23 protein-coding genes are annotated in these 20,651 nt (G+C 57.2%); 11 read left to right on the top strand and 12 right to left on the bottom strand.

All coding sequences use genetic code 11. The annotated features are described in order from the left end of the window. Positions 1-654: a fructose-6-phosphate aldolase gene (gene fsa / locus ACXJGX_RS03700; RefSeq protein ID WP_474778782.1), complete on the bottom strand. Its 654-nt coding sequence runs from the start codon at positions 652-654 to the stop codon at positions 1-3. Between the two features lie 84 nt (positions 655-738). On the opposite strand from fsa, the gene ACXJGX_RS03695 reads away from it, so the two are divergent. Continuing rightward, on the top strand, positions 739-2,931 hold the full coding sequence (locus ACXJGX_RS03695) for a primosomal protein N' (protein WP_474778781.1): 2,193 nt from the start codon (positions 739-741) through the stop codon (positions 2,929-2,931). A 24-nt stretch (positions 2,932-2,955) separates the two neighbouring features. On the opposite strand, the gene ACXJGX_RS03690 is transcribed toward ACXJGX_RS03695, so the two are convergent. Then, positions 2,956-3,540, bottom strand: a complete 585-nt coding sequence (locus ACXJGX_RS03690; protein WP_474778780.1) for a thymidine kinase — start codon at positions 3,538-3,540, stop codon at positions 2,956-2,958. Positions 3,541-3,779: 239 nt separating this feature from the next. Between ACXJGX_RS03690 and ACXJGX_RS03685 the strand changes: the two genes are divergently transcribed. Next, on the top strand, positions 3,780-4,220 hold the full coding sequence (locus tag ACXJGX_RS03685) for a hypothetical protein (RefSeq protein WP_474778779.1): 441 nt from the start codon (positions 3,780-3,782) through the stop codon (positions 4,218-4,220). Between the two features lie 19 nt (positions 4,221-4,239). Beyond that, a complete protein-coding gene (gene arsH / locus ACXJGX_RS03680; protein WP_474778778.1) occupies positions 4,240-4,935 on the top strand; it encodes an arsenical resistance protein ArsH in 696 nt (231 codons plus the stop codon). A 67-nt stretch (positions 4,936-5,002) separates the two neighbouring features. Here the strand turns inward: arsH and ACXJGX_RS03675 are convergent, their stop codons facing one another. Next, positions 5,003-6,121, bottom strand: a complete 1,119-nt coding sequence (locus tag ACXJGX_RS03675; protein WP_474778777.1) for a beta-ketoacyl-ACP synthase III — start codon at positions 6,119-6,121, stop codon at positions 5,003-5,005. A gap of 476 nt (positions 6,122-6,597) precedes the next feature. Here ACXJGX_RS03675 and ACXJGX_RS03670 point away from each other — a divergent pair, with 476 nt between their 5' ends. Beyond that, positions 6,598-7,374: an alpha/beta hydrolase family protein gene (locus ACXJGX_RS03670; RefSeq protein ID WP_474778776.1), complete on the top strand. Its 777-nt coding sequence runs from the start codon at positions 6,598-6,600 to the stop codon at positions 7,372-7,374. Positions 7,375-7,429: 55 nt separating this feature from the next. On the opposite strand, the gene carB is transcribed toward ACXJGX_RS03670, so the two are convergent. Continuing rightward, a complete protein-coding gene (gene carB / locus ACXJGX_RS03665) occupies positions 7,430-10,762 on the bottom strand; it encodes a carbamoyl-phosphate synthase large subunit (protein ID WP_474778775.1) in 3,333 nt (1,110 codons plus the stop codon). A gap of 194 nt (positions 10,763-10,956) precedes the next feature. Between carB and aspS the strand changes: the two genes are divergently transcribed. Further along, the gene (gene aspS / locus ACXJGX_RS03660) at positions 10,957-12,810 is read left to right on the top strand and encodes an aspartate--tRNA ligase (protein WP_474778774.1); all 1,854 of its coding nucleotides are present in this window, start codon (positions 10,957-10,959) and stop codon (positions 12,808-12,810) included. Positions 12,811-13,082: 272 nt separating this feature from the next. Here the strand turns inward: aspS and ACXJGX_RS03655 are convergent, their stop codons facing one another. Beyond that, positions 13,083-13,784, bottom strand: coding sequence for a response regulator (locus ACXJGX_RS03655; RefSeq protein WP_474778773.1), 702 nt, complete (start codon positions 13,782-13,784; stop codon positions 13,083-13,085). Positions 13,785-13,911: 127 nt separating this feature from the next. Here ACXJGX_RS03655 and mce point away from each other — a divergent pair, with 127 nt between their 5' ends. Continuing rightward, entirely contained in the window at positions 13,912-14,316 is a 405-nt protein-coding gene (gene mce, locus ACXJGX_RS03650) for a methylmalonyl-CoA epimerase (RefSeq protein ID WP_474779190.1), read from the top strand. 19 nt (positions 14,317-14,335) lie between these two features. Here mce and ACXJGX_RS03645 read toward each other — a convergent pair whose 3' ends face one another. Together ACXJGX_RS03645 and ACXJGX_RS03640 are read right to left on the bottom strand one after the other, a co-directional pair. Next, entirely contained in the window at positions 14,336-14,524 is a 189-nt protein-coding gene (locus tag ACXJGX_RS03645) for an SDR family NAD(P)-dependent oxidoreductase (protein WP_474778772.1), read from the bottom strand. Beyond that, positions 14,514-14,834 (bottom strand): darcynin family protein, encoded by a 321-nt coding sequence (locus tag ACXJGX_RS03640; RefSeq protein WP_474778771.1) that lies wholly within the window; start codon positions 14,832-14,834, stop codon positions 14,514-14,516. The genes ACXJGX_RS03645 and ACXJGX_RS03640 overlap by 11 nt, the downstream gene beginning before the upstream one ends. 78 nt (positions 14,835-14,912) lie before the next feature. Between ACXJGX_RS03640 and ACXJGX_RS03635 the strand changes: the two genes are divergently transcribed. Together ACXJGX_RS03635 and ACXJGX_RS03630 are read left to right on the top strand one after the other, a co-directional pair. Continuing rightward, positions 14,913-15,542: a TetR/AcrR family transcriptional regulator gene (locus tag ACXJGX_RS03635; protein ID WP_474778770.1), complete on the top strand. Its 630-nt coding sequence runs from the start codon at positions 14,913-14,915 to the stop codon at positions 15,540-15,542. Between the two features lie 47 nt (positions 15,543-15,589). Beyond that, a complete protein-coding gene (locus ACXJGX_RS03630; RefSeq protein ID WP_474778769.1) occupies positions 15,590-15,877 on the top strand; it encodes a DUF1467 family protein in 288 nt (95 codons plus the stop codon). Here ACXJGX_RS03630 and ACXJGX_RS03625 read toward each other — a convergent pair. From ACXJGX_RS03625 to ACXJGX_RS03615, 3 genes are all read right to left on the bottom strand, one after another. After that, a complete protein-coding gene (locus tag ACXJGX_RS03625) occupies positions 15,840-16,553 on the bottom strand; it encodes an EI24 domain-containing protein (RefSeq protein WP_474778768.1) in 714 nt (237 codons plus the stop codon). The genes ACXJGX_RS03630 and ACXJGX_RS03625 overlap by 38 nt on opposite strands. Further along, complete coding sequence (locus tag ACXJGX_RS03620; RefSeq protein ID WP_474779188.1) at positions 16,550-17,128, bottom strand: nitroreductase family protein; 579 nt, start codon at positions 17,126-17,128, stop codon at positions 16,550-16,552. The genes ACXJGX_RS03625 and ACXJGX_RS03620 overlap by 4 nt, the downstream gene beginning before the upstream one ends. Before the next feature lie 71 nt (positions 17,129-17,199). Next, positions 17,200-18,297, bottom strand: a complete 1,098-nt coding sequence (locus tag ACXJGX_RS03615) for a class II histone deacetylase (RefSeq protein ID WP_474778767.1) — start codon at positions 18,295-18,297, stop codon at positions 17,200-17,202. Positions 18,298-18,396: 99 nt separating this feature from the next. On the opposite strand from ACXJGX_RS03615, the gene ACXJGX_RS03610 reads away from it, so the two are divergent. Then, positions 18,397-18,645, top strand: coding sequence for a DUF167 domain-containing protein (locus ACXJGX_RS03610; RefSeq protein ID WP_474778766.1), 249 nt, complete (start codon positions 18,397-18,399; stop codon positions 18,643-18,645). On the opposite strand, the gene ACXJGX_RS03605 is transcribed toward ACXJGX_RS03610, so the two are convergent. Next, positions 18,642-18,875, bottom strand: a complete 234-nt coding sequence (locus ACXJGX_RS03605) for a hypothetical protein (RefSeq protein ID WP_474778765.1) — start codon at positions 18,873-18,875, stop codon at positions 18,642-18,644. The genes ACXJGX_RS03610 and ACXJGX_RS03605 overlap by 4 nt on opposite strands. A 202-nt stretch (positions 18,876-19,077) precedes the next feature. Beyond that, entirely contained in the window at positions 19,078-19,728 is a 651-nt protein-coding gene (gene trhA / locus ACXJGX_RS03600; protein WP_474778764.1) for a PAQR family membrane homeostasis protein TrhA, read from the bottom strand. Between the two features lie 115 nt (positions 19,729-19,843). On the opposite strand from trhA, the gene ACXJGX_RS03595 reads away from it, so the two are divergent. Further along, complete coding sequence (locus tag ACXJGX_RS03595; RefSeq protein ID WP_474778763.1) at positions 19,844-20,200, top strand: diacylglycerol kinase; 357 nt, start codon at positions 19,844-19,846, stop codon at positions 20,198-20,200. Continuing rightward, on the top strand, positions 20,197-20,544 hold the full coding sequence (locus tag ACXJGX_RS03590) for a YigZ family protein (RefSeq protein WP_474778762.1): 348 nt from the start codon (positions 20,197-20,199) through the stop codon (positions 20,542-20,544). The genes ACXJGX_RS03595 and ACXJGX_RS03590 overlap by 4 nt, the downstream gene beginning before the upstream one ends. Positions 20,545-20,651: the final 107 nt, after the last annotated feature.

The raw sequence follows: 20,651 nt of genomic DNA, 5'->3' as shown, positions 1-20,651 counted from the left end.
TTACAGGATTTTAATGCCCGCTTTTTCGATGTCGGCCATGAAACCAGCCAGACCTTTGTCGGTCAGGATGTGATTTGCCATCGCTTTGATCACAGCGGGTGGTGCTGTTGCGACGTCTGCGCCGATTTTGGCGCAATCGGACATGTGGTTGGCAGACCGGATCGACGCGGCAAGGATTTGCGTTTCAAACCCGTAGTTGTCGTAGATTGTGCGGATGTCTTCGATCAGGTCCAGACCGTCGATGTTGATGTCGTCCAAACGGCCGATGAAGGGGCTGATGAATGTGGCGCCCGCTTTGGCGGCAAGCAGCGCCTGATTGGCCGAGAAACACAAGGTTACGTTGACCATGATGCCTTCGTCGGTCAGGGTTTTACAGGTTTGCAGCCCGGCCCATGTCAGCGGCACTTTTACAGCGATGTTGTCAGCGATCTTCGCCAGTTTGCGGCCTTCGGCAAGCATGCCTTCGGCGTCAAGCGCCACAACTTCGGCAGAGACGGGACCAGCGACCATGTCACAGATTTCTTTGGTCACTTCTAGAATGTTGCGGCCTGATTTTGCGATCAGGGACGGGTTTGTTGTGACCCCGTCGACCATCCCAAGGTCATTGAGTTCTTTGATCTGGTCGATCTCGGCTGTATCTACGAAAAACTTCATGGCTTCACTCCGCGTATGGGTTGGTCTTTGTTGTGACAGCGTTTACCTGAAGGCAGGCGCAGCGTGAACCCTCAAAAGGTGGATATGACACAGAGCTATTTTCACGAAGGCGATTTGATTGGCGTGCTGACGGCGCAGCCTCTTGACCGGATGCTGGATTACAAGGCGCCCGAAGGCGGGTGTCATCTGGGCGCATTTGTCGAGGTGCCGCTGGGGCCGCGCAAGGTGTTGGGCGTCGTATGGGGACCGGGCAAGGGCGACTATGACCGCAGCAAGATCCGCGCGGTGATCCGTGTGCTGGATGTGGCACCGATGCGCGATGAAATGCGTATGTTCCTGACGCGTGCTGCGGATTACACCCTGACCCCGATGTCGGCGATGTTGCGCCTTGCAACCCGCGCGCCGGGTTTGGGTGAAACGCAATCCATGCGCACGGTGTACCGGCTGGGTACGGCAGAGCCGGCGCGGATGACGCCCGCGCGTGAAAAGGTGCTGGAGGTGTTGCGCGATTATGGCGGGCTGTCGTTTACGTTGGGCGAACTGGCCGAGATGGCGGGTGTTGGCACATCGGTTGTCAAAGGATTGGTCAAGCAGGGCGCTGTCCGCGAGGAAGACGCCCCGCGCGATACCCCCTATCCAACGCTGAACCCTGATCACGGCGGCAAAGCGTTAAGTGCCGATCAGTTGGTTGGGGCAGAGGCCCTGCGCGCCGCTTTGCGCACCGATACTTATGGCACGACGCTGCTGAAAGGTGTGACCGGATCCGGCAAGACCGAAGTTTATCTGGAGGCCGTCGCCGAATGTCTGCGCATGGGCCGTCAGGCGTTGGTGCTGTTGCCCGAGATTGCCCTTTCGGGCGAATTCATCAACCGCGTCGAAGCCCGGTTCGGCATGAAGCCTGCCGAGTGGCATTCGGGTGTGACCATGACCGAACGGCGCCGCTGTTGGCGGATGGTCGGGCAGGGCGACGCGCAGATGGTTGTCGGTGCGCGGTCAGCGTTATTTTTGCCCTATCAGAACCTTGGCTTGATCGTCGTCGATGAAGAACATGACACATCTTATAAACAAGAAGACGGTGTGCTGTATAATGCCCGCGATATGGCGGTGCTGCGTGCCGCGATCAATGGCGCGCAGGTGGTACTGGCGTCGGCCACGCCCAGCCTTGAAAGCTGGGCCAATGTCGAGGCGGGAAAGTACCGGCGGCTGACCCTGACGTCGCGATTTGGTGCGTCTGTCATGCCGAAGATGTCCGCGATCGATATGCGTGCCGAAGACCTGCCAAGCGGACGGTGGGTGTCACCCACCCTGCGTGATGCGATTGCGCAGCGTCTGGAAAAGGGCGAACAATCGCTCGTGTTTTTGAACCGCCGGGGCTATGCGCCGATCACTTTGTGCCGGGCCTGTGGGCATCAGATTGCCTGTGATCATTGCGATGCGCGGATGGTGGAACACCGGTTCCTCAAACGTCTGATGTGCCACCAATGCGGTGAGACGAAACCGATGCCCACGATCTGTCCACATTGCGAAGCCCAAGACAAGCTCAGTGCGGTTGGCCCCGGCGTGGAGCGGATGGGCGAAGAGGTGGCCGCGCTGTTCCCAGAGGCCCGCATCGCGGTATTGTCGTCGGACCTTTACGGATCGGCGCGTGCGATGAAAGCACATATCGAGAAGATCGCCCAAGGTGGCACCGATATCATTATCGGCACGCAGTTGGTGGCGAAGGGACACAATTTTCCTTTGCTGACGCTGGTGGGCGTTATCGATGCCGACCTGGGGCTGCAAGGGTCCGATTTACGCGCGGCGGAACGGACGTTTCAATTGATGCGGCAGGTGGCGGGCCGCGCCGGACGTGCACAGGTACCAGGCGAGGCGATGTTGCAGACCTATCAGCCGGAACATCCTGTGATCCGGTCAATCCTTGCCGGTGATGAAGAGGCATTTTGGGCAGCCGAAGCAGCCGAGCGGCGCGCAGCGGGCGTACCGCCTTATGGGCGCATGGCCGGGATAATTTTAAGCAGCCCCAATGTGCAGGACCTGTTTGATTTGGGGGCGGATATGGCGCGTCGGGACGAACCGCTGCGCCGGATCGGGGCGCAGGTGTTCGGCCCCGCGCCAGCACCGATTGCACGGGTACGTGGTCGCCACCGGGTGCGATTACTGGTGAAGGCCGACAAAGGGGCGCCGTTGCAACAGGCGCTCGCGCAATGGGTGGGGCAGTTTCGGTTGCCCACCAATGCCCGATTAACCATCGATATCGATCCGCAGAGCTTTTATTGACTTGGCAGTGGGTTCAAATCCACCCTAGGCGGTGTCGCCCATTGCTGCGCGCCAGTGCCGACGACACAGCGATACATAGCGGTCGTTACCGCCGATAGCGATTTGATCGCCAGCGGCAAGAACGGTCCCTTCGGCGTCTTTGCGCACGACCATCGTCGCTTTTTTTCCGCAGTGGCAAATGGTGCGAACCTCGCGCATTTCATCAGCAAGCGCGAGCAGCGCCGCAGACCCGGGAAACAGGTTGCCCAGAAAGTCCACCCGCAGCCCGAAGGCCATGATGGGCACCCCCAGATCGTCCACAGCACGGGCCAATTGCCAGACTTGCTCTGCATCCAGAAACTGGGCTTCATCGACAAAGATGCAGGCGCAGGGGCCTTGATCAAGGCGGTGTTTGATTTTGGTGAACAGGTTTTCTGACGGGGCGAATGTGTCGGCGTCCGCACCAATGCCAATGCGGCTGCCGATGCGCCCCTGTCCCGCGCGGTTGTCAAGCTGCGCAATCATCAGATATGTCTGCATGCCACGTTCGATATAGTTATGAGACGCCTGCAAAAGCACCGTCGATTTACCAGCGTTCATGGTCGAATAATTGAAGTATAGTTTTGCCATGCGGCTCCATACCGCTGGCGTGTTGATCTTGGCAAGACCAAGACAGGGGGTGTTGCCGGGCCCGGCAAAAATAGCCCCTGGATCGCGATCCGTAAACAAAGGCGCCCGTCGACGCCCAATACTTGTAACAACTACCTCAGAACACGAGGCAATTTCTAAATGACATATCGATCACGAATGATTAATGGGAATAAGATTGCGATTTTCCCCGCAAAGTGGGGCGTGGACGGAGATGATGAATGACGAACTACCTCAAACGGCACACTGAAAGTCTGGTTAAAGATGTTGGGATTGAAACAGCCTGCGCCCTGACCGGGAAATCTAAGGCGACGCTGGGGCGATATTATTCGGACAATCCTGAACACGCTGACCGGTATATGCCTGTTGACGCCGTCGCCCTGCTGGAGGCAAAGGCGTCATATCCGCATGTGACATCGGCGCTTGCTGAAATGCGGGGTATCACGCTGACCTATGATACGGACCAGTCCAATATCGACGGCGGGGTCAACGACGATGTGATCCGCCTGAGCCACCGCTTCGCGCTTTTGATGGCCGAGTATCAGACATCGATCGCGGACGGTGTGATCAGCGTGAACGAAGCAAAGCGGCTGTTGAATGAAACAACCGCGCTGCAAAAGGTGTTGATCGAAATGAAGCTTCACCTAGAGGAAAACAAATAGCGTCATGGACATATCCGATATGCCAAATGTTTTTCCGGGTGCGCTGCAACCTTTGGACTTTAAACAGCTTTCTCATCCTGACGACGACGGGCACCCACCGCGCATTTTGTTGTTATACGGGTCGCTGCGTGACGTGAGCTATTCGCGCCGCTGCGCAGAAGAAGGCGCGCGCGTGCTGCGGGCGCTGGGCTGTGAAACCCGGTTTTATGACCCATCAGGCTTGCCGTTGACCGATGACAATGCCGATGAAACCCACCCCAAAGTCGCGGAGCTGCGTGATTTGGTGATGTGGTCCGAGGGTATGGTTTGGTCCAGCCCCGAACGCCACGGCGCCATGACGGGGGTGATGAAAACCATCATCGACTGGCTGCCGCTGTCGCCAATCGGCGGTATTCGTCCCACGCAGGGGAAAACGCTGGCGCTGATGCAGGTCAGTGGCGGATCGCAGTCGTTTAACACCGTCAATCAAATGCGGATTTTGGGGCGCTGGATGCGGTTGATCACGATCCCAAATCAGTCGTCGGTCCCGATGGCATGGAAAGAGTTCGAGGAAGGACGCATGAAGCCATCGGCGTTTTACAACCGAATCGTTGATGTGATGCAAGAGCTTGCCCGCTTTACCGTCATGACACGTGGACGCAACGCGATGCTGACCGACCGCTATTCAGAGCGGGTGGAAACGCTGCAAGATGTCCACAAACGGGTCAGTGGTTAAATCAGCGGCACAAGCGGGACGCCACATGCGGACAGGCAACATAAGGTAGTCAGGATTATCAGGCGTTTCATGCGCGCTCCAAAATGACGGACCCGACAGAGTAGCCGGCCCCAAATGAACAGATCACGCCCTTGTCGCCGCGCAGAAAATCACTGGAGTGTTTGGCAAACGCGATGATTGATCCGGCGGATGACGTGTTGGCGTAGTCTTGCAAAATATTGGGCTGTTCGTGCGGTTCTGGCGTGCGCCCCAGCACTTTTTTGCCAATGTAATCGTTCATCGCCTTGTTCGCCTGATGCAGCCACAGACGGCGCAGATCAGACGCCGCGATGCCCGCATCAGCCAAATGCGCGGCGATATGTTCGCTGACCAGCGGCAGCACCTCTTTGAACACCTTGCGCCCGTTTTGCATGAACTGCATGTCGCGGCGGTCGTCCATTGCGTCATGGGTGCGGCGCAAGAAGCCGTTGTTATTACGGATATTATTGCTGAACTGGGTGGCGCAGCGGGTAGAGAGCACCTTGAAATGGCGCTGATCCAGTCCCTCGTCACGCTCAAGGTATGTGGCCGTTGCCACATCGCCAAAGATGAAATGGCAGTCGCGGTCGCGCCATTCGAGGTGGGCACTGCAAATTTCGGGGTTCACCACAATGGCAGACCGGATCGACCCGGCGCGGATCATGTCGGCGGCGGTCTGGATGCCAAAGGTCGCGCTGGAACAGGCGACGTTCATATCGAACGCAAAACCACCCGCACCCAAAAGCTGCTGAATTTCAATCGCGACCGCCGGATAGGCGCGTTCCATATTGGATGCGGCGCAGATCACCAGATCAATGTCGTCAGCGGTCCGGCCTGCCGCCGAGATCGCCTTTTGTGCGGCATCAACCCCGATTTCGGCCATATAGCCGGGTTCATCGTCACTGCGCTGCGGCAGATGCGGGAACATGCGGGCAGGGTCGAGCGGGCCTGCTTTATCAAGCACATAGCGCCGTTCGATTCCCGACGCCGCCACGATAAATTCAACAGAGGAATAGGGCTTTGCCGCGACCAATCCGGCCTCGATGGCGGGGGCGTTTTCGGCATTCCACAAGTCGGCATAGGCGTTGAACGCGTCGACCAGTTCTGCGTTGGTGATCACCTGCGATGGCGTGTAAACCCCGGTGCCTGTGATGGCGACTTTATGCATGGATCCCTCGCAATCTGGTTCAGGATCACCCTAAAGCGGAGCAGGGTACGATGTCCACACCGAGACAAAGTGACCTAGGGGAATATGGCAGTTTTTGACCCGTCTGGGGGCTGCCACAATGGGCCGAACCTTTGCGGGCGGTCAGGTGAACACAACGATCCAGCCATGGAACGGGCCAGAGGACTCCCTATGTATCGCGTATCAGCCGGGCGCTGCGTGATCAGTGGTTCGATGGTTTTGTGGTTGTCGTATTAAACCACTGGTTTTGTATTTCTCAGCGAATTACGTTTCCTAATAAACCGACGACCTTCAAAGGTGTCGTTACTTAAATTGATCAAAAAATATAAAGTGGATGTTCGTATTCCAATAGGAATGGCTGTTTGCTATCTCTACCGAGCTTGGAGAGAAGGATAAAATTTTGACAGATTCGACAGCAGGCGCGAAAATTTTCGAGGCCAAAATTTCAAACGTAAATTATGCGTCTTCAATTTCTATCTTTGATTCATCAGCACCTATTATGTTTACCTTTGACAATATGGGTAGTGCCGGACCATTTTGCGCAGCGGAATGGATGGGGACATGAATTTTTTGCGAAGCAGCGCATAAATGTTGTGTCCTTCATGGAGGGACGTCAAACGCGGTGGTATCGCCATGAAAGTTTCGTTGATATTGTAGAGAAGGCGTATAGGCTATCCAATGCAGACGCATTTCCCGCGAGGATCGCCTACGGAGTATCTATGGGAGGCTACGCCGCGGCGGCATTTGGACCACTGCTAAATATAGACCGTGCCCTGTTAATGAGTCCGATATCGAGTTTGAGTAGAAATATCGCCCCATGGGAGACGCGCTGGCCTATCGCACAAAAGCAAGACTGGGAATCCGCTTACAATGACGCAGCGGTCGGGGCATCCAAAATAAAAGACGTTTCGATCATTGTAGACCCGATTTTTTCACTTGATATGCGTCATGTGATGCGACTTGTGGATGCGAATGCTGCAACAAGAATCTTTCGTTTGCCGGGTGTCGGCCACAGGACTGCCGATCATGTCCAAGCACTGAATATGCTAAAATTTGCAGTGATGAGCGTATACTCTGGCGAAGGGATTGATCCCTTACGGTTTAGACAGTTGGCGCGAAAACGGCGTGACTACGACGGGTATTATTCATGGATGTTGTCTGAAAAAAGCTCAAGACGCACGCCCTTGCGCACCCAAATTATAGAAAAGTATGCTGGGATGCATCGCAGCAGATAAGGTTTGCGAACAAAAGGTGCGCTGCCCAAATTGGGGCAGCGCATCTTTTTTGCTATCAACCTTGCAGTGACCGCACCCCAACATCGCCTTCTTCGCGTGCTTGCATCGCCAGTGCTGCTGCATGTGACGCGGCGGCTGTCGTGAAATACGGAATTTTGTCGTAAAGCGCGACGGCGCGGATGGAGCGGCTGTCGTCGACGGCGGCGGCGCCTTCGGTGGTGTTCATGACCAGCGCGATGTGCCCGTCTTTGAGACGGTCAACGATGGTAAGGCCGCCCTCGTAGACTTTGTTCACGATTTCGCAGGTGACGTTGTTTTCGGTCAGCCATGCCGCCGTGCCGCGTGTCGCAATGATGTTCAGGCCGAGGCTGACCAGAATCTGCGCCGCCTCGATCATTGTGGCGGTTTTATCCATGTCTTTGATCGACAAGAACACATTGCCTTCGGTCGGCAGGTTGGTGCCTGCACCCATCTGCGCCTTGAGGAATGCGCGCGGGAACGAACGGTCCCAGCCCATGACTTCGCCGGTAGAACGCATTTCCGGACCAAGGATGGTGTCGACGCCCGGGAAACGGGCAAACGGCAGAACCGCCTCTTTGACCGAGAACCACGGTGTATTCGGGTCGGCCAAGGTAAAGGCATCCCCCAACGGCAGCACGTCCATCGGGTTTTCGGTGACGGGGTAGGGCGCGCGCAGCGGGAAGTTGGACAAAGGTTCGCCCGCCATCAACCGTGCGGCGATGGATGCAATGGCGCTGTCGGTCGCTTTGGCCACGAATGGCACGGTGCGTGACGCACGGGGGTTCACCTCGATCAGATAGACGGTTTCGTCTTTGACGGCGAATTGGATGTTCATCAGACCGACGACATTCAGCGCCAGCGCCAGTTTTTCGGTCTGGCTGCGGATTTCGGCAATCATCGCGTCGGACAGCGAATAGGGCGGAAGCGAACATGCACTGTCGCCCGAATGAACGCCGGCTTCCTCGATGTGCTGCATGATCCCGGCCACGTGGGTGTGTTTCCCGTCGGACAGGCAATCCACGTCGACCTCGACCGCGCCAGACAGGTAGCTGTCAAGCAGAACCGGGCTTTTGCCCGAGACCACGACAGCCTCTGAGATGTAGCGGCGCAAGTGGTCCATATCGCGCACGATTTCCATGGCGCGGCCACCCAGAACGAAGGACGGGCGGATGACCAGCGGAAAGCCGATGCTTTCAGCGATCTCGAGCGCCTGCGCATCGGTGGAAGCAATACCGTTGACCGGCTGTTTCAGCCAGAGTTTTTGCACAAGCTGCTGGAAACGCTCGCGGTCTTCGGCCAGATCGATGCTGTCAGGGGTGGTGCCAAGGATCGGAATGCCCGCTTCATGCAGCGCGTTGGCGAGCTTCAGCGGGGTCTGCCCGCCGAATTGCACGATCACACCGTGCAGGGTGCCGTTTTCCTGTTCGACCCGCAGGATTTCCATGACGTGTTCAAAGGTCAGCGGTTCAAAATACAACCGGTCCGACGTGTCATAGTCGGTCGACACCGTTTCGGGGTTGCAGTTGATCATGATGGTTTCATAGCCCTGATCGGTCAGCGCATAGCAGGCGTGGCAGCAGCAATAATCGAATTCGATCCCCTGCCCAATCCGGTTGGGGCCGCCGCCAAGAATGACGACTTTTTTACGGTCTGACGGGCGTGCCTCGCATTCGACCTCGCCCATGACGGGGGATTCGTAGGTGGAATACATGTACGGTGTTTGCGCCTCAAATTCGGCGGCGCAGGTGTCGATGCGTTTGAAGACGGCGTTGACGCCAAGATTTTGCCGGGCGCGGCGCACGTTGTCTTCGTCGCGGCCTGTCAGTTTGGCCAAACGGGCATCGGTAAAGCCCATCATTTTGACGCGGCGCAGACCGTCTTCGGTGACGGGCAAGCCGTTCACAGTGATTTCGGCCTCCATCTTGATGATTTCGCGGATACGGGCCAGGAACCATGGGTCAAATTTGGTGACCGCGTTGATGTCAACATCGGACATGCCGTGGCGCATCGCTTGGGCGATGACGCGGATACGGTCAGGCGTCTGTTTTGCCAGCGCTTTGGTGATGGCGGCCGCATCGGGTGCGCCGGGGATCGCGATTTCGTCAAAGCCGGTCAGACCCGTTTCAAGCGACGCCAGCGCCTTTTGCATGGATTCGTGGAAGGTCCGGCCAATTGCCATCGCCTCGCCCACGGATTTCATGGCGGTGGTCAGGTGCGGTTCTGACCCTGCGAATTTTTCAAAGGCAAAGCGCGGAATTTTGGTGACGACATAGTCGATTGTGGGTTCGAATGATGCAGGCGTGACGCCGGTAATGTCGTTGTCCAGTTCATCCAGCGTATACCCTACCGCCAGTTTCGCCGCAATTTTCGCAATCGGGAAACCCGTGGCCTTGGACGCCAAAGCGGATGACCGCGACACGCGCGGGTTCATTTCAATCACAACCATCCGGCCATCGTCAGGGTTCACGGCCCATTGTACGTTGGACCCGCCGGTTTCGACCCCGATTTCACGCAGCACATTGATGCTGTGCGTGCGCATGATCTGGTATTCCTTGTCGGTCAGGGTCAGGGCAGGGGCAACGGTGATACTGTCGCCGGTGTGGACCCCCATCGGGTCAACGTTTTCGATGGCGCAGACGATGATCGCGTTGTCGGCCTTGTCGCGCACGACTTCCATCTCGAATTCTTTCCAGCCGAGCAGGGATTCGTCGACAAGGATCTGGGCCATTGGCGACGCTTCCATGCCGGTGCGGCAGTAAAATTCGTATTCTTCGCGGTTATAGGCCACACCGCCGCCTGTCCCGCCAAGGGTAAAGGCGGGGCGGATGATGGCGGGCAGGCCGACGTATTCAATGGCGTCGATGGCCAATTGCAGGCCCGCCTTGATGTCGAACTTGCCGTTGTCCAGTTTCGGCGCAGTGATAATTGTGGCTTTGGGGTTTTCGATGCCCAAACGATCCATGGCTTCGCGGAAAAGTTTGCGGTCTTCGGCCATTTCAATGGCTTCGCGTTTCGCGCCAATCATTTCGACGCCGAATTTTTCCAGCACGCCCATATCGGCCAGTGCCAGCGATGTGTTCAGCCCGGTTTGGCCGCCCATCGTTGGCAGCAACGCATCAGGGCGTTCCTTTTCAATGATCTTGGCGACGATTTCCGGTGTGATCGGTTCGATATAGGTCGCATCGGCCAGCCCCGGGTCTGTCATGATGGTGGCCGGGTTCGAGTTGACCAGAATCACGCGGTAGCCTTCTTCGCGCAGGGCCTTACAGGCTTGTGCGCCGGAATAATCGAATTCGCAGGCTTGCCCGATAATAATGGGACCTGCACCGATAATCATGATTGACTGGATGTCAGTGCGCTTTGGCATGGCCGTGCCCCCTATTTTGCAAATCTTCGTGGGTTATAGGGATGGCGGCAAAAGGTGCAAGCGAGCATATCGAATTTCTGGAAATTTGATGCCTCGGGCGGGGATATTTAGGCTCGCAAGACGCTGGAGGTTGACATAAGCAAGGCAAAGAGGTGTATCGAGCCGACACAAAAGCCGATTTTAAGGACATTATCATGCACGCCTACCGTAGCCACACCTGTGCCGACCTGACCGCAGCCAACGTGGGCGATACCGTTCGTCTGTCGGGGTGGGTGCATCGCGTGCGCGATCATGGCGGCATTCTGTTTATCGATCTGCGCGACCATTACGGCATCACCCAAGTGCTGTGCGATCCGGATTCGCCGGTTTTCGCCGAAGTGGAAAAGGTGCGGTCGGAATGGTGTATCCGCATTGATGGCGTGGTAAAGGCCCGCGACGCATCGCTGATCAACGCCAAGCTGCCCACCGGCGAGATCGAAGTTTTTGCCCGTGGCATCGAAGTTTTAGGCGCCGCCAAAGAATTGCCGCTGATGGTGTTTGGCGACCAAGAGTACCCCGAAGAGACGCGGTTGAAGTACCGCTATCTGGATCTGCGCCGCGATGTGATGCAAAATAACATGAAACTGCGGTCGGATGTTGTGGCATCCATGCGCCGCCGCATGTGGGATGGCGGTTTCCGCGAATACCAGACCCCGATCATCACGGCGTCCAGCCCTGAAGGCGCGCGCGACTTTCTGGTGCCGTCCCGACTGCACCCCGGCAAATTCTATGCGCTGCCGCAGGCGCCGCAACAGTTCAAGCAATTGCTGATGGTGTCGGGTTTCGACAAGTATTTCCAGATTGCGCCTTGTTTCCGCGATGAAGACCCGCGCGCCGACCGGTCGCCCACCGATTTCTACCAGTTGGATTTGGAAATGTCGTTTGTAGAGCAGCAGGATGTGTTTGATACCATCCAGCCGGTTCTGACGGGGATTTTCGAGGAATTCGGCGGTGGCCGTAAGGTTGACCAAACGTGGGAGCAGATTTCCTATCGCGATGCTGCGTTGTGGTACGGGTCGGACAAGCCGGACCTGCGCAACCCGATCAAGATGCAAGTTGTGTCCGAACATTTTGCCGGATCTGGCTTTGCCATTTTCGCCAAGCTGCTAGAGCAGGACGGCACGCAAATCCGTGCAATTCCGGCCCCGACAGGCGGCAGCCGCAAATTCTGTGACCGCATGAATGCCTTTGCGCAAAAAGAAGGTCTGCCCGGCATGGGCTATATCTTCTGGCGGGAAAAGACGGCGGACAGCGTGGCGCAAGAAATGGGCATTTCCGTCAAAGAAGCCCAAGCAAAGATGTCATCCGGCGAAGTGGTCGGCGGTATGGAAGCCGCTGGTCCACTGGCCAAAAATATCGGCCCAGAGCGCACGGAAGCAATCCGTCAGCAGTTGGGCCTGGGTGTGGGTGACGCGGCGTTTTTCTTGGGCGGCAAGCCAAAGGCATTCGAAGCAGTCGCTGGTCGTGCCCGCAACGTGATTGGCGAAGAATTGGGCCTGACTGACAAGGACCGTTTTGCTTTTGCGTGGATCGTGGATTTCCCGATTTACGAACGCGATCCGGAAACCGGCAAGATCGACTTTGAACATAACCCGTTCTCGATGCCGCAGGGTGGCATGGCGGCGCTGGAAGGCGCACCAGAGGATGTGCTGGGTTATCAGTATGATCTGGCCTGTAACGGTTACGAACTGGTGTCGGGCGCGATCCGCAACCACAAGCCCGAGATCATGTTCAAGGCGTTTGAAATTGCCGGCTATGGCAAGGACGAGGTTGAAAAGCGGTTCGGCGGCATGGTCAATGCGTTCCAATATGGCGCACCACCCCACGGTGGCTGTGCCGCCGGGATCGACCGCATCGTGATGCTGCTGGCCGACGCGAGCAACATCCGCGAGGTGATCTTGTTCCCCATGAACCAACGCGCCGAAGACGTCATGATGGGCGCGCCAAGCGAGCCGATGAACGAACAGCTGCGTGAATTGCGCCTGCGTGTGCTGCCGCCAGAAAGCTGATGTTTGACGTCCGCGTTCCTGCTGCATGTCAGGTGACTGATTTGTTGCGGCAGGCCAGCGCGGGCGTCTGAACGGCCCCTTTGCGCCACGATATGCTTAGCCGCGCCGGACAGCTTCGCACTGTCGCATTCCTGGCGCTGCCTGCGGCCGTGTTAGTGGCGGGACTGACGTACCGCGCCCTTAGATGATGCCGACGACATTGAAGGGTTTCAGGCACGGTCGACGCACTTTCGTTGACCGTACCGCTACCCTGCAAAATTTGCGCGAACTACCTAAAGCGGGCCCGCAGCCGACAGACGTTTCTGCACCAAGTTAGACAGCGCAATTCTGCCCGGAGCAAGATCGTGTCCGGTGGTCCGCAAATCCGCAAGGTTTTTTACAGCAGTCCCTAACGCCTTGTCCTTGGCACAACGTGCAACACCGCCAAGAAACTGGGTGACGTAGTCGATATTGCTATCGGCGTTTTCCAGAACTTGGGCGATGTGGTGCAGGTCGTCTTGGAAGGCCATCAAGTCAGGGTTGACCATTTCGTCCGTCACGACGCGGGGGCCGGGTGGCTGACGGTCAAGCGGAAGATGTTTGAGGATCGCGGACTGAAACGCCGCAAGATTAGAGATGGGTTTGGGGATGAACCCATCGGCGCCGGCGCTGATGACGTCGTCTTGAACCGTGGTGTCGCCACTGATCCCCAAAATCACATCGATCCGTGGGGTGGCCTGCGCCAAGGCGCTGATCAAATCCAACCCGCATCCATCTGGCAACCCGACATCGACAAGCACAACAGACGGGCGATAGACCGCAAGATGCCGGCGCGCATGTTGAAGGCTGTCGGCGCGGCGAATGCGCGCACCTGATCGCTGACACAGCAGGCGCATTGCCTCGCAGGCAAAACGGCTGTCTTCAACAACCAGCACTGTTAGCCCTAATAATGGGCGGTTCGCGGTTGGTGTCCGCGTGAGTATCATGTCGTCCATCGCGATTCTCCCCTTTGAATGCGGCTTGCTTCATTCAAAGCAGCACAAGGTGAATAGATCATTAACCGCAATCCGTGTTGCGCTTCATCGGGAACCACAAGATACTTTGGAAAAAAGGGAGATAATGATGATTGGTCGTTTGAATCACGTGGCGATTGCCGTTCCTGACTTGGACGCGGCAAGCGCGCAGTACCGCAGCATGTTGGGGGCGGACGTCGGCCAGCCCCAAGATGAACCCGATCACGGTGTGACAGTTGTTTTCATTACCCTGCCCAACACCAAAATAGAACTGCTATATCCGATGGGTGACGCATCACCAATCCAAGGATTTTTGGACAAAAATCCGTCGGGCGGCATTCATCATATTTGTTACGAAGTTGATGATATTTTGGCGGCGCGTGACCATTTGCAAGCCGAGGGCGCACGCGTTTTGGGCAGCGGAGATCCCAAGATCGGCGCACACGGCAAGCCGGTGTTGTTTTTGCACCCCAAAGATTTCAACGGCTGTCTGATCGAACTAGAACAGGTTTAGCGCAGCATCCGCACGACAATCACCGGCAAGATGCGCCAAAGTCATGGGAGCATCCGCGCCTTGCCGTCAATTGCGCCTGATTGCGTGCGACGCCAATGACCTGCGCGCCCTGCGCGAGCAATTGTTGGCAGAGCGCCCGCCCGATCCCACGCGTCGCCCCTGTCACGACAATGGTTTTACCGCGAAAAAAATCTTGACTACGCCGCATTTTCAAATGCCTCAAAGCCGTTTTCAAAAGCTGGAATGATGTCGATGATCTTGAAATAGGGGGTGGTGAACAGGGCGGTGTCGCGCAGGCGTTCGATGGCGAAATAGTAATCCTGTGGGCTGTCAGCCGTCATCATGGCAACATCGCTGACCCGACCGTGAAACGCCTCGGCGTCGAAAAATCGCAGCGTGACGGTTGAGTCTGGCAGGGCATGTTGCAGCGCTGCGGCTGCAATTTCGCGGCGCTGGGTGCGGTCGAGGGCCAGCCAGGTCGGTAGCGCACGTAAGTGAAGAAAGGCGGTCAATTGCATCGGGTTTCCAGTGTTCTTGCGATTGCGTCTAAATTATGAGTAAATGCTCATATTTGGTACTCGCATTTGGAATGACCCATGTGTTCTGCCCTGACCCCAAGGAAAACGGCCCAGCAGGCGCGTGCCAAGGTGACGTTGGACGCGATCATAGAGGCGGCGGCTCGTATTTTGGAAACACAGGGACTTGACGGGCTGACCACCAATCATATCGCCGCCACGGCAGGTGTGAGCATTGGTTCACTGTATCAGTATTTTCCGAACAAAGAGGCGGTGATCGCCGCCTTGGTGCAGCGCGAAAAAGCAACGCTATTGCAAGATTTTCTGGTTGTTGTCACGGCTGATCTGCCGGCCGATCAGGCGATCTCGGCGTTGATCGCTGCAACGTTGGCGCATCAGTTTACGCGCCCGCGTCTGGCGTTGATATTGGAGTATATCGAGCCTGGTCTTGGCATGGATGCCGATATTCGCGACACCGACGTCGCCCTGATTGATCTGGTCACCCAAATTGTGCGCCGTGTGGCCCCCACCGCCGGTCCGTACGCTGCGCAGGATCTGGTCGCGATGTGTCGTGCGATCACAAACACCGCGGCGATGGCAGGGGAAACCGACCCGGCGGCAATTGCGCCGCGACTTCACCGTGCTGTTGATGGGTATTTGGGTATTGCCCCTGAGACAAATCGCGCGCGGATAGCGACGGCGCTTGCTTGATCCGCGTAGGGGACTATTTAAGAGCTAACCGTCTGAAAGGATCAGCCATGGGACCGACCTCTGCCTTTGTACTTTTTGCTATCATCTGGGCGATGGTATTCTTTATCGTGTTGCCACTGCGCATGGTCACCCAAGGCGAAGCGGGTGAGGTTGTACCCGGCACCCACGCATCGGCCCCCGCAGACGCACAGGTCAAACGCAAGGCCAAGATTACCACGCTGTGGGCTGTGCCGATTTGGATTGTGATCGCAGGCACGATCCTGTCCGGTGCGATATCCGTACGCGATTTCGATTGGTTTAACCGAATGGCGACGCCGGATCTGAATAACGACTAAGTGCATGGTAAAGGTGGGTAAATGTTGCCGCACCCAAAATCGGAATGACCAAATTCACCAAGGGCAGCGAAAGCGGCAATGCCATCAAACAGCCCGCCGCCCAGATCGTGCCTTGATGTTTCTTGCGCATCGCTTTCGCGCCCGCTCGCCCCTCGCGGCGGGTGGCGGCCAGTTGGAAATACTCGCTCCCTAACAGGTAGCCGTTCATCGCATAAAAGATGAATACGGCCGCAAAGGGTAGAAACGCGTAGAGCACAAAAGCGGCCAGATTGGCCCCGATGAGCACGCCCAGAAAATTCAACGTGTCGCGCATTCCATCCCAAAAACTGACGTCGGGCACCGCAGGCAGGTGGGGATAGTATTTTTCGTCAACGGCATCTGCGACCTCGTCCAAGAAAAACGATGTCATCGCGGATGCGATCGGCACCATCAAAAATACCGAAAGGAAGATCATCAGCGCCAGTGATCCCCATCCGAGCAGATCGCCGAACCACGTGACCTCTCCGACGCCGGGAATGCTGATCGGGTCGGCGGTCAGCCAGTTGATCAACCCCATAAGGCCAGAATAGGCGCCAATCAACAGCACGATAGTAAGTCCGATGCCGCGCCAAAGCACCGACTGGAACCGTGGGTCTGGCAGTTGCGACAGCGCCTTGAAAAATGCGGAAAAGATCATGCATCAACCCATGTGGTGATTTTCGCAAGATCCGGGCGCGGGCGTTCGGGTGGGGCGCTTGTTTCGGTCCCTAAATGAATAAAGCCTGCGACGGTTTCATGATCTGCAAGCCCAAGACCGTCGCGAATAAAATCCCGGTCGTGACTGGCCCAGCCGGACAGCCAATTGGCGCCCCAGCCTGCCGCAAGCGCGGCGTTTACCAGCGCCAAACATACGGCCCCCGCAGAATAGACCTGTTCGATCTGCGGCACTTTTTGCGAAGCCACGGGTGCGCAGATCACCACAACCGCCAAATTAGCATAGGCGTATTGGCTGTGGGTTTTGGCGATCTGATCCGGGTCTATGCCCAAGGCCGCGCCACGGGTTTCTGCCAAAGCCGCAAGCCGCATCAACGCGGGTTTCGACAGAACAATAAACCGCCAAGGCTCCAGCTTGCCGTGATCGGGGGTGCGCGCGGCGGCAGTCAGCAGCGTGTCCAGCATCGCGCGATCCGGCACCGGGGTGGTCAGCGTTTTGGAAGGACGCGAGCGCCGGGTCAACAGAAATTCGAGGGCAGCAGGGTTTGGGGTGGGCATCATTTGTCCTTTGTGTCGTTGTCTTCAAATAAGAAGCACATGAAAGCGCCGCAAGCAGCTGCACCCGATTTTTACAAAGCGGCAGCCATTTGTGCGATGACCCCGTCAAGATAGCGGTCAAATCCTGCATCCGGTTGGCGCAGCGGAAACACGTCGGCAAATGGGTCAGGGGCGGTTACGCTGCTGCCCGATAAGGTCTGCAATACGGCATGGCCGCAAAAGGGAACGTAGGTTTCAGAATAGCCGCCTTCGTGCACCATCACCAGCTTACCGCCGCAAATGTCACGCGACAGCTGCATCACCTGCGCCGTCATCCTGGCAAAGGTATCCGCAGTGGCAAGCATCCGCCCCAGCGGGTCGTTCGCTGCCGCATCATACCCGCAGGCGATGATCAGCACATCGGGGGAAAAGGCACGGATCGCGGGCAGCGCGAGCCTCTCCATCGCAGCCAGATACCCACGGTGGCCGGTGCCCGGAGGCAGTGGGATATTAAGGTTATAGCCCGTACCTTCACCGTGGCCCCTGTCACAAAAGCCGCCGGTGTCCATCGGATAATTGCGGTCTTGGTGGATCGACACAGTCAGCACGTCGTTACGGTCATAGAACACGGCTTCGGTGCCGTTGCCGTGGTGCACGTCCCAATCCAGCACGGCAAAGCGCTGCGCAAGGCCTGCTGCCTTCGCCGCCTCGATGGCGATGCCAATGTTGTTCAGCAGACAAAACCCGTTCGGAAAATCCGGCAGACAATGATGCCCGGGTGGGCGCGACAGCGCATAGGCGTTGTCCAACGCGCCATTCAGGACCCCGGTCAGTGCGGATTTAGCCAAGCCAGCCGAAAGCGCGGCCAGTTCATAGCCGCCGGGCCCGAATGGCGTCCGGCGCCCCAACTCTCCGCCGCCTGCGTCGGACAAGGCTTTGAATTCACCCAGATAATGTGCGGGATGAACACGCAAAAGGTCATCGGTGGTCGCCATATCGGCCCCTTGCATCACAAGGTCCTGGTCGAGCCCGGTCACCGCGATCAGGTTCTTGAGCCGCCGCTTGGTTTCGGGGCTTTCGGGCAGGCCGCCGTCCATCGGTTGGACCAAACCACCGACTGGGAGCATTCCAGCATAATTGCCGCCGCTGTGCCAAAAACTGCGCTCGTCCCAGAAAAAACCCGTGCTCATGTCGCCCTCGTATCATCTTGCCTTAAGTACTCTCGCCGAAGGCATCCCCTGATTGCAACCCAGGTTGACGGTCCATTTCAAAGCGACCACATCAGTGTCATGACAGATTTATCGCACCTTGCCGTTGCAGGCACACAATTTGCAGTGCGCGTGACCCCCAAGGCCGCGCGCGATGATGTGTTTTTGCGTGATGGGCAGGTCAGGGTGAACGTGACCACCGTTCCAGAGGATGGCAAGGCCACGGCCGCCGTGATCAAACTGCTGGCGAAGGCAATCGGGGTGCCGAAATCGCGTCTGACGGTCATCAGGGGCGACACGAGCCGGGACAAGGTGATTGGTGTCACTTAGTCTTTGCGCAACCGATAGACGCCCTCTGGCAGGTCAAGCGCCGCTTGCAAATCATTAAGTTGGCTGAAGGACAGGGTGATTTGCACCACTTTTTGCGTGTGCAGGTCAAGCTGTGTGACGGTCACGCAATCTTCGAAGGCATTGATTGTGACATCCTCGACCAAAGGGGCTTCGCCCTCGTCGATCAGGGTAACCACGGTCGCGTCAAATTCGTGTTCAATGGTAAACATGCGACCAGCGTATCGCGCCCGAAGCACACGTGCAATCATGGAGTGATGCGGGCTGGTGTTCGATCTGACGTTTGTAAAAAGGGCACTGCTATAATACGCAGCACCCTTTGATACAGTGGTTGAGCTAACCCCGGGACACGGGCCTCAAACGAAAACCGGCAAACTTGTTATCGGTCTGTTATACTGTGCGCAGAAGCTGACGTCAGGTCATGTATTCCATACCGTGCCCAAGGTGCATCATGGCGATTGTGATCGCAATGAAGAAGCAGGCCGAGGCGGTAACAACAAACCCATGCCAAATTGCGTTGGAAAAACGCATGTTGTCGGCCACGTAAAACACGACACCACCTGAATATAACAGCCCGCCAACCGCAATCAGCACCATGGTGCTGACAGGCACAACGGGCCATAGCGACCAGATCAGAAGCACGCTAAGCCAGCCCATAACCAGATAAAGCGCGGGGCCAAACCGGCCCGGCGTTTGCCAGAAAAAGAGCTTGAGGATCATGCCGATCACAGCCAGCCCCCAAACCACGGCCAGCACAAAATACGCAAATCCGCTGCCGATTATCACAACCAGCGGTGTGTAGGTTCCCGCGATTTTAAGATAGATCGCGGCGTGATCGAACCGGCGCAAGGTCGGCCGTATGTTTTCCCATGGGGTCATATGATAGCTGGCGGACGCGACGAAAGTCGCGATCAGCGTCGCGCCATAAATCGCGATGGCGGTGGTATAGCCGGTTCCCGCGAACCAGACGGCCAACAAGACGGACCCGGCAATCGCGCCGATGACCCCGATGGCGTGCATCGTGCCGTCGGCGATCCGTTCAGACCGGGAATAGACTGGGTACATCGCGTCGTCCTTATTGTTGCCACCAAGCTAGGGGCCGCATAAGTTTGGTCAATTGTTCCGTTGGGTCAGACACTATGGCCGCGCGGTAAAGAAATGGTGAAACGGGAAAAGCGCGATGTGGCAGCAGATGATGCGGGTGAAACAGCGGGCCATCTGGTCGTGGGACGGGTTCGTTCACGTCTGGAAAACCGAAGGGTCATTGGCACAATGGGTTGTTTTGAATGTCATTTTTGGGGCGCTTTCACTGGTTCTGCCGTTGACAGCGGGCGAACGGGGGATGCTGCTGATGGGCGGCATTCTCGTGTTGGCGGCGGAATGCATGAACACGGCGATTGAACGGGTGGTGGATGACATCAGCACCGACAAACGCGACGCGGCAAAGCAGGCCAAGGACTGCGGGTCGGCCGCAGTGGCGGTAACGGCGATCGGCGTGGGCGTGGCGTGGGTTTGTGTGATCGCGCGTTTGCTGTGAACATCATTGAAAATGTTATCAGTGACCGCGGATCGAAATATGCGGTGTCGGGTGGGCCTGTAGGGTCCGCCGAAGACGCACGTGATTTCATTAAGGCGCTGTGCCGCAACAAGAAATTCGCGAAGGCCACGCATAATACTTGGGCCGTTCTGCTGCCCGATGGACCGCTGAAAAACGACGACGGCGAAAGCGGCGCGGGCATGGTGATTGTGCGGATGTTAGAGCGCGCCGCGCTGCACGGCCATATCATCGTGGTGACGCGGTGGTACGGCGGCAAGCACCTTGGCGGGGACCGGTTCCGGCATGTGCAGGACTGCGTGCGGACGTATATTGAGGCGCTTTAGGCCGGTCGGCAAAGCGTCGGATTATTGTCGGACATGCGTATGGCAGTTTTGTGTGACACAATGCGCAACAAGAGGGCAGCGTCTGGACCTCGGGGTGGGTGCGAAGC

It is taken from the genome of Yoonia sp. SWMV100, assembly GCF_056108365.1.
This window is presented reverse-complemented; position numbering and strand designations above follow the sequence as displayed.

What these genes read in the sequence shown, in the direction of transcription:
- ACXJGX_RS03690 (WP_474778780.1), bottom strand. Translation starts at nt 3,540, where the DNA reads ATGGCAAAACTATACTTCAATTATTCGACCATGAACGCTGGTAAATCG.
- ACXJGX_RS03615 (WP_474778767.1), bottom strand. Translation starts at nt 18,297, where the DNA reads ATGAGCACGGGTTTTTTCTGGGACGAGCGCAGTTTTTGGCACAGCGGC.
- ACXJGX_RS03645 (WP_474778772.1), bottom strand. Translation starts at nt 14,524, where the DNA reads ATGCGGCGTAGTCAAGATTTTTTTCGCGGTAAAACCATTGTCGTGACA.
- ACXJGX_RS03675 (WP_474778777.1), bottom strand. Translation starts at nt 6,121, where the DNA reads ATGCATAAAGTCGCCATCACAGGCACCGGGGTTTACACGCCATCGCAG.
- aspS (WP_474778774.1), top strand. Translation starts at nt 10,957, where the DNA reads ATGCACGCCTACCGTAGCCACACCTGTGCCGACCTGACCGCAGCCAAC.
- ACXJGX_RS03630 (WP_474778769.1), top strand. Translation starts at nt 15,590, where the DNA reads ATGGGACCGACCTCTGCCTTTGTACTTTTTGCTATCATCTGGGCGATG.
- ACXJGX_RS03610 (WP_474778766.1), top strand. Translation starts at nt 18,397, where the DNA reads ATGACAGATTTATCGCACCTTGCCGTTGCAGGCACACAATTTGCAGTG.
- carB (WP_474778775.1), bottom strand. Translation starts at nt 10,762, where the DNA reads ATGCCAAAGCGCACTGACATCCAGTCAATCATGATTATCGGTGCAGGT.
- trhA (WP_474778764.1), bottom strand. Translation starts at nt 19,728, where the DNA reads ATGTACCCAGTCTATTCCCGGTCTGAACGGATCGCCGACGGCACGATG.
- ACXJGX_RS03635 (WP_474778770.1), top strand. Translation starts at nt 14,913, where the DNA reads ATGTGTTCTGCCCTGACCCCAAGGAAAACGGCCCAGCAGGCGCGTGCC.
- ACXJGX_RS03640 (WP_474778771.1), bottom strand. Translation starts at nt 14,834, where the DNA reads ATGCAATTGACCGCCTTTCTTCACTTACGTGCGCTACCGACCTGGCTG.
- fsa (WP_474778782.1), bottom strand. Translation starts at nt 654, where the DNA reads ATGAAGTTTTTCGTAGATACAGCCGAGATCGACCAGATCAAAGAACTC.
- ACXJGX_RS03695 (WP_474778781.1), top strand. Translation starts at nt 739, where the DNA reads ATGACACAGAGCTATTTTCACGAAGGCGATTTGATTGGCGTGCTGACG.
- ACXJGX_RS03625 (WP_474778768.1), bottom strand. Translation starts at nt 16,553, where the DNA reads ATGATCTTTTCCGCATTTTTCAAGGCGCTGTCGCAACTGCCAGACCCA.
- ACXJGX_RS03670 (WP_474778776.1), top strand. Translation starts at nt 6,598, where the DNA reads ATGCGTCTTCAATTTCTATCTTTGATTCATCAGCACCTATTATGTTTA.
- ACXJGX_RS03655 (WP_474778773.1), bottom strand. Translation starts at nt 13,784, where the DNA reads ATGGACGACATGATACTCACGCGGACACCAACCGCGAACCGCCCATTA.
- ACXJGX_RS03595 (WP_474778763.1), top strand. Translation starts at nt 19,844, where the DNA reads ATGTGGCAGCAGATGATGCGGGTGAAACAGCGGGCCATCTGGTCGTGG.
- ACXJGX_RS03605 (WP_474778765.1), bottom strand. Translation starts at nt 18,875, where the DNA reads ATGTTTACCATTGAACACGAATTTGACGCGACCGTGGTTACCCTGATC.
- arsH (WP_474778778.1), top strand. Translation starts at nt 4,240, where the DNA reads ATGCCAAATGTTTTTCCGGGTGCGCTGCAACCTTTGGACTTTAAACAG.
- ACXJGX_RS03685 (WP_474778779.1), top strand. Translation starts at nt 3,780, where the DNA reads ATGACGAACTACCTCAAACGGCACACTGAAAGTCTGGTTAAAGATGTT.
- ACXJGX_RS03620 (WP_474779188.1), bottom strand. Translation starts at nt 17,128, where the DNA reads ATGCCCACCCCAAACCCTGCTGCCCTCGAATTTCTGTTGACCCGGCGC.
- mce (WP_474779190.1), top strand. Translation starts at nt 13,912, where the DNA reads ATGATTGGTCGTTTGAATCACGTGGCGATTGCCGTTCCTGACTTGGAC.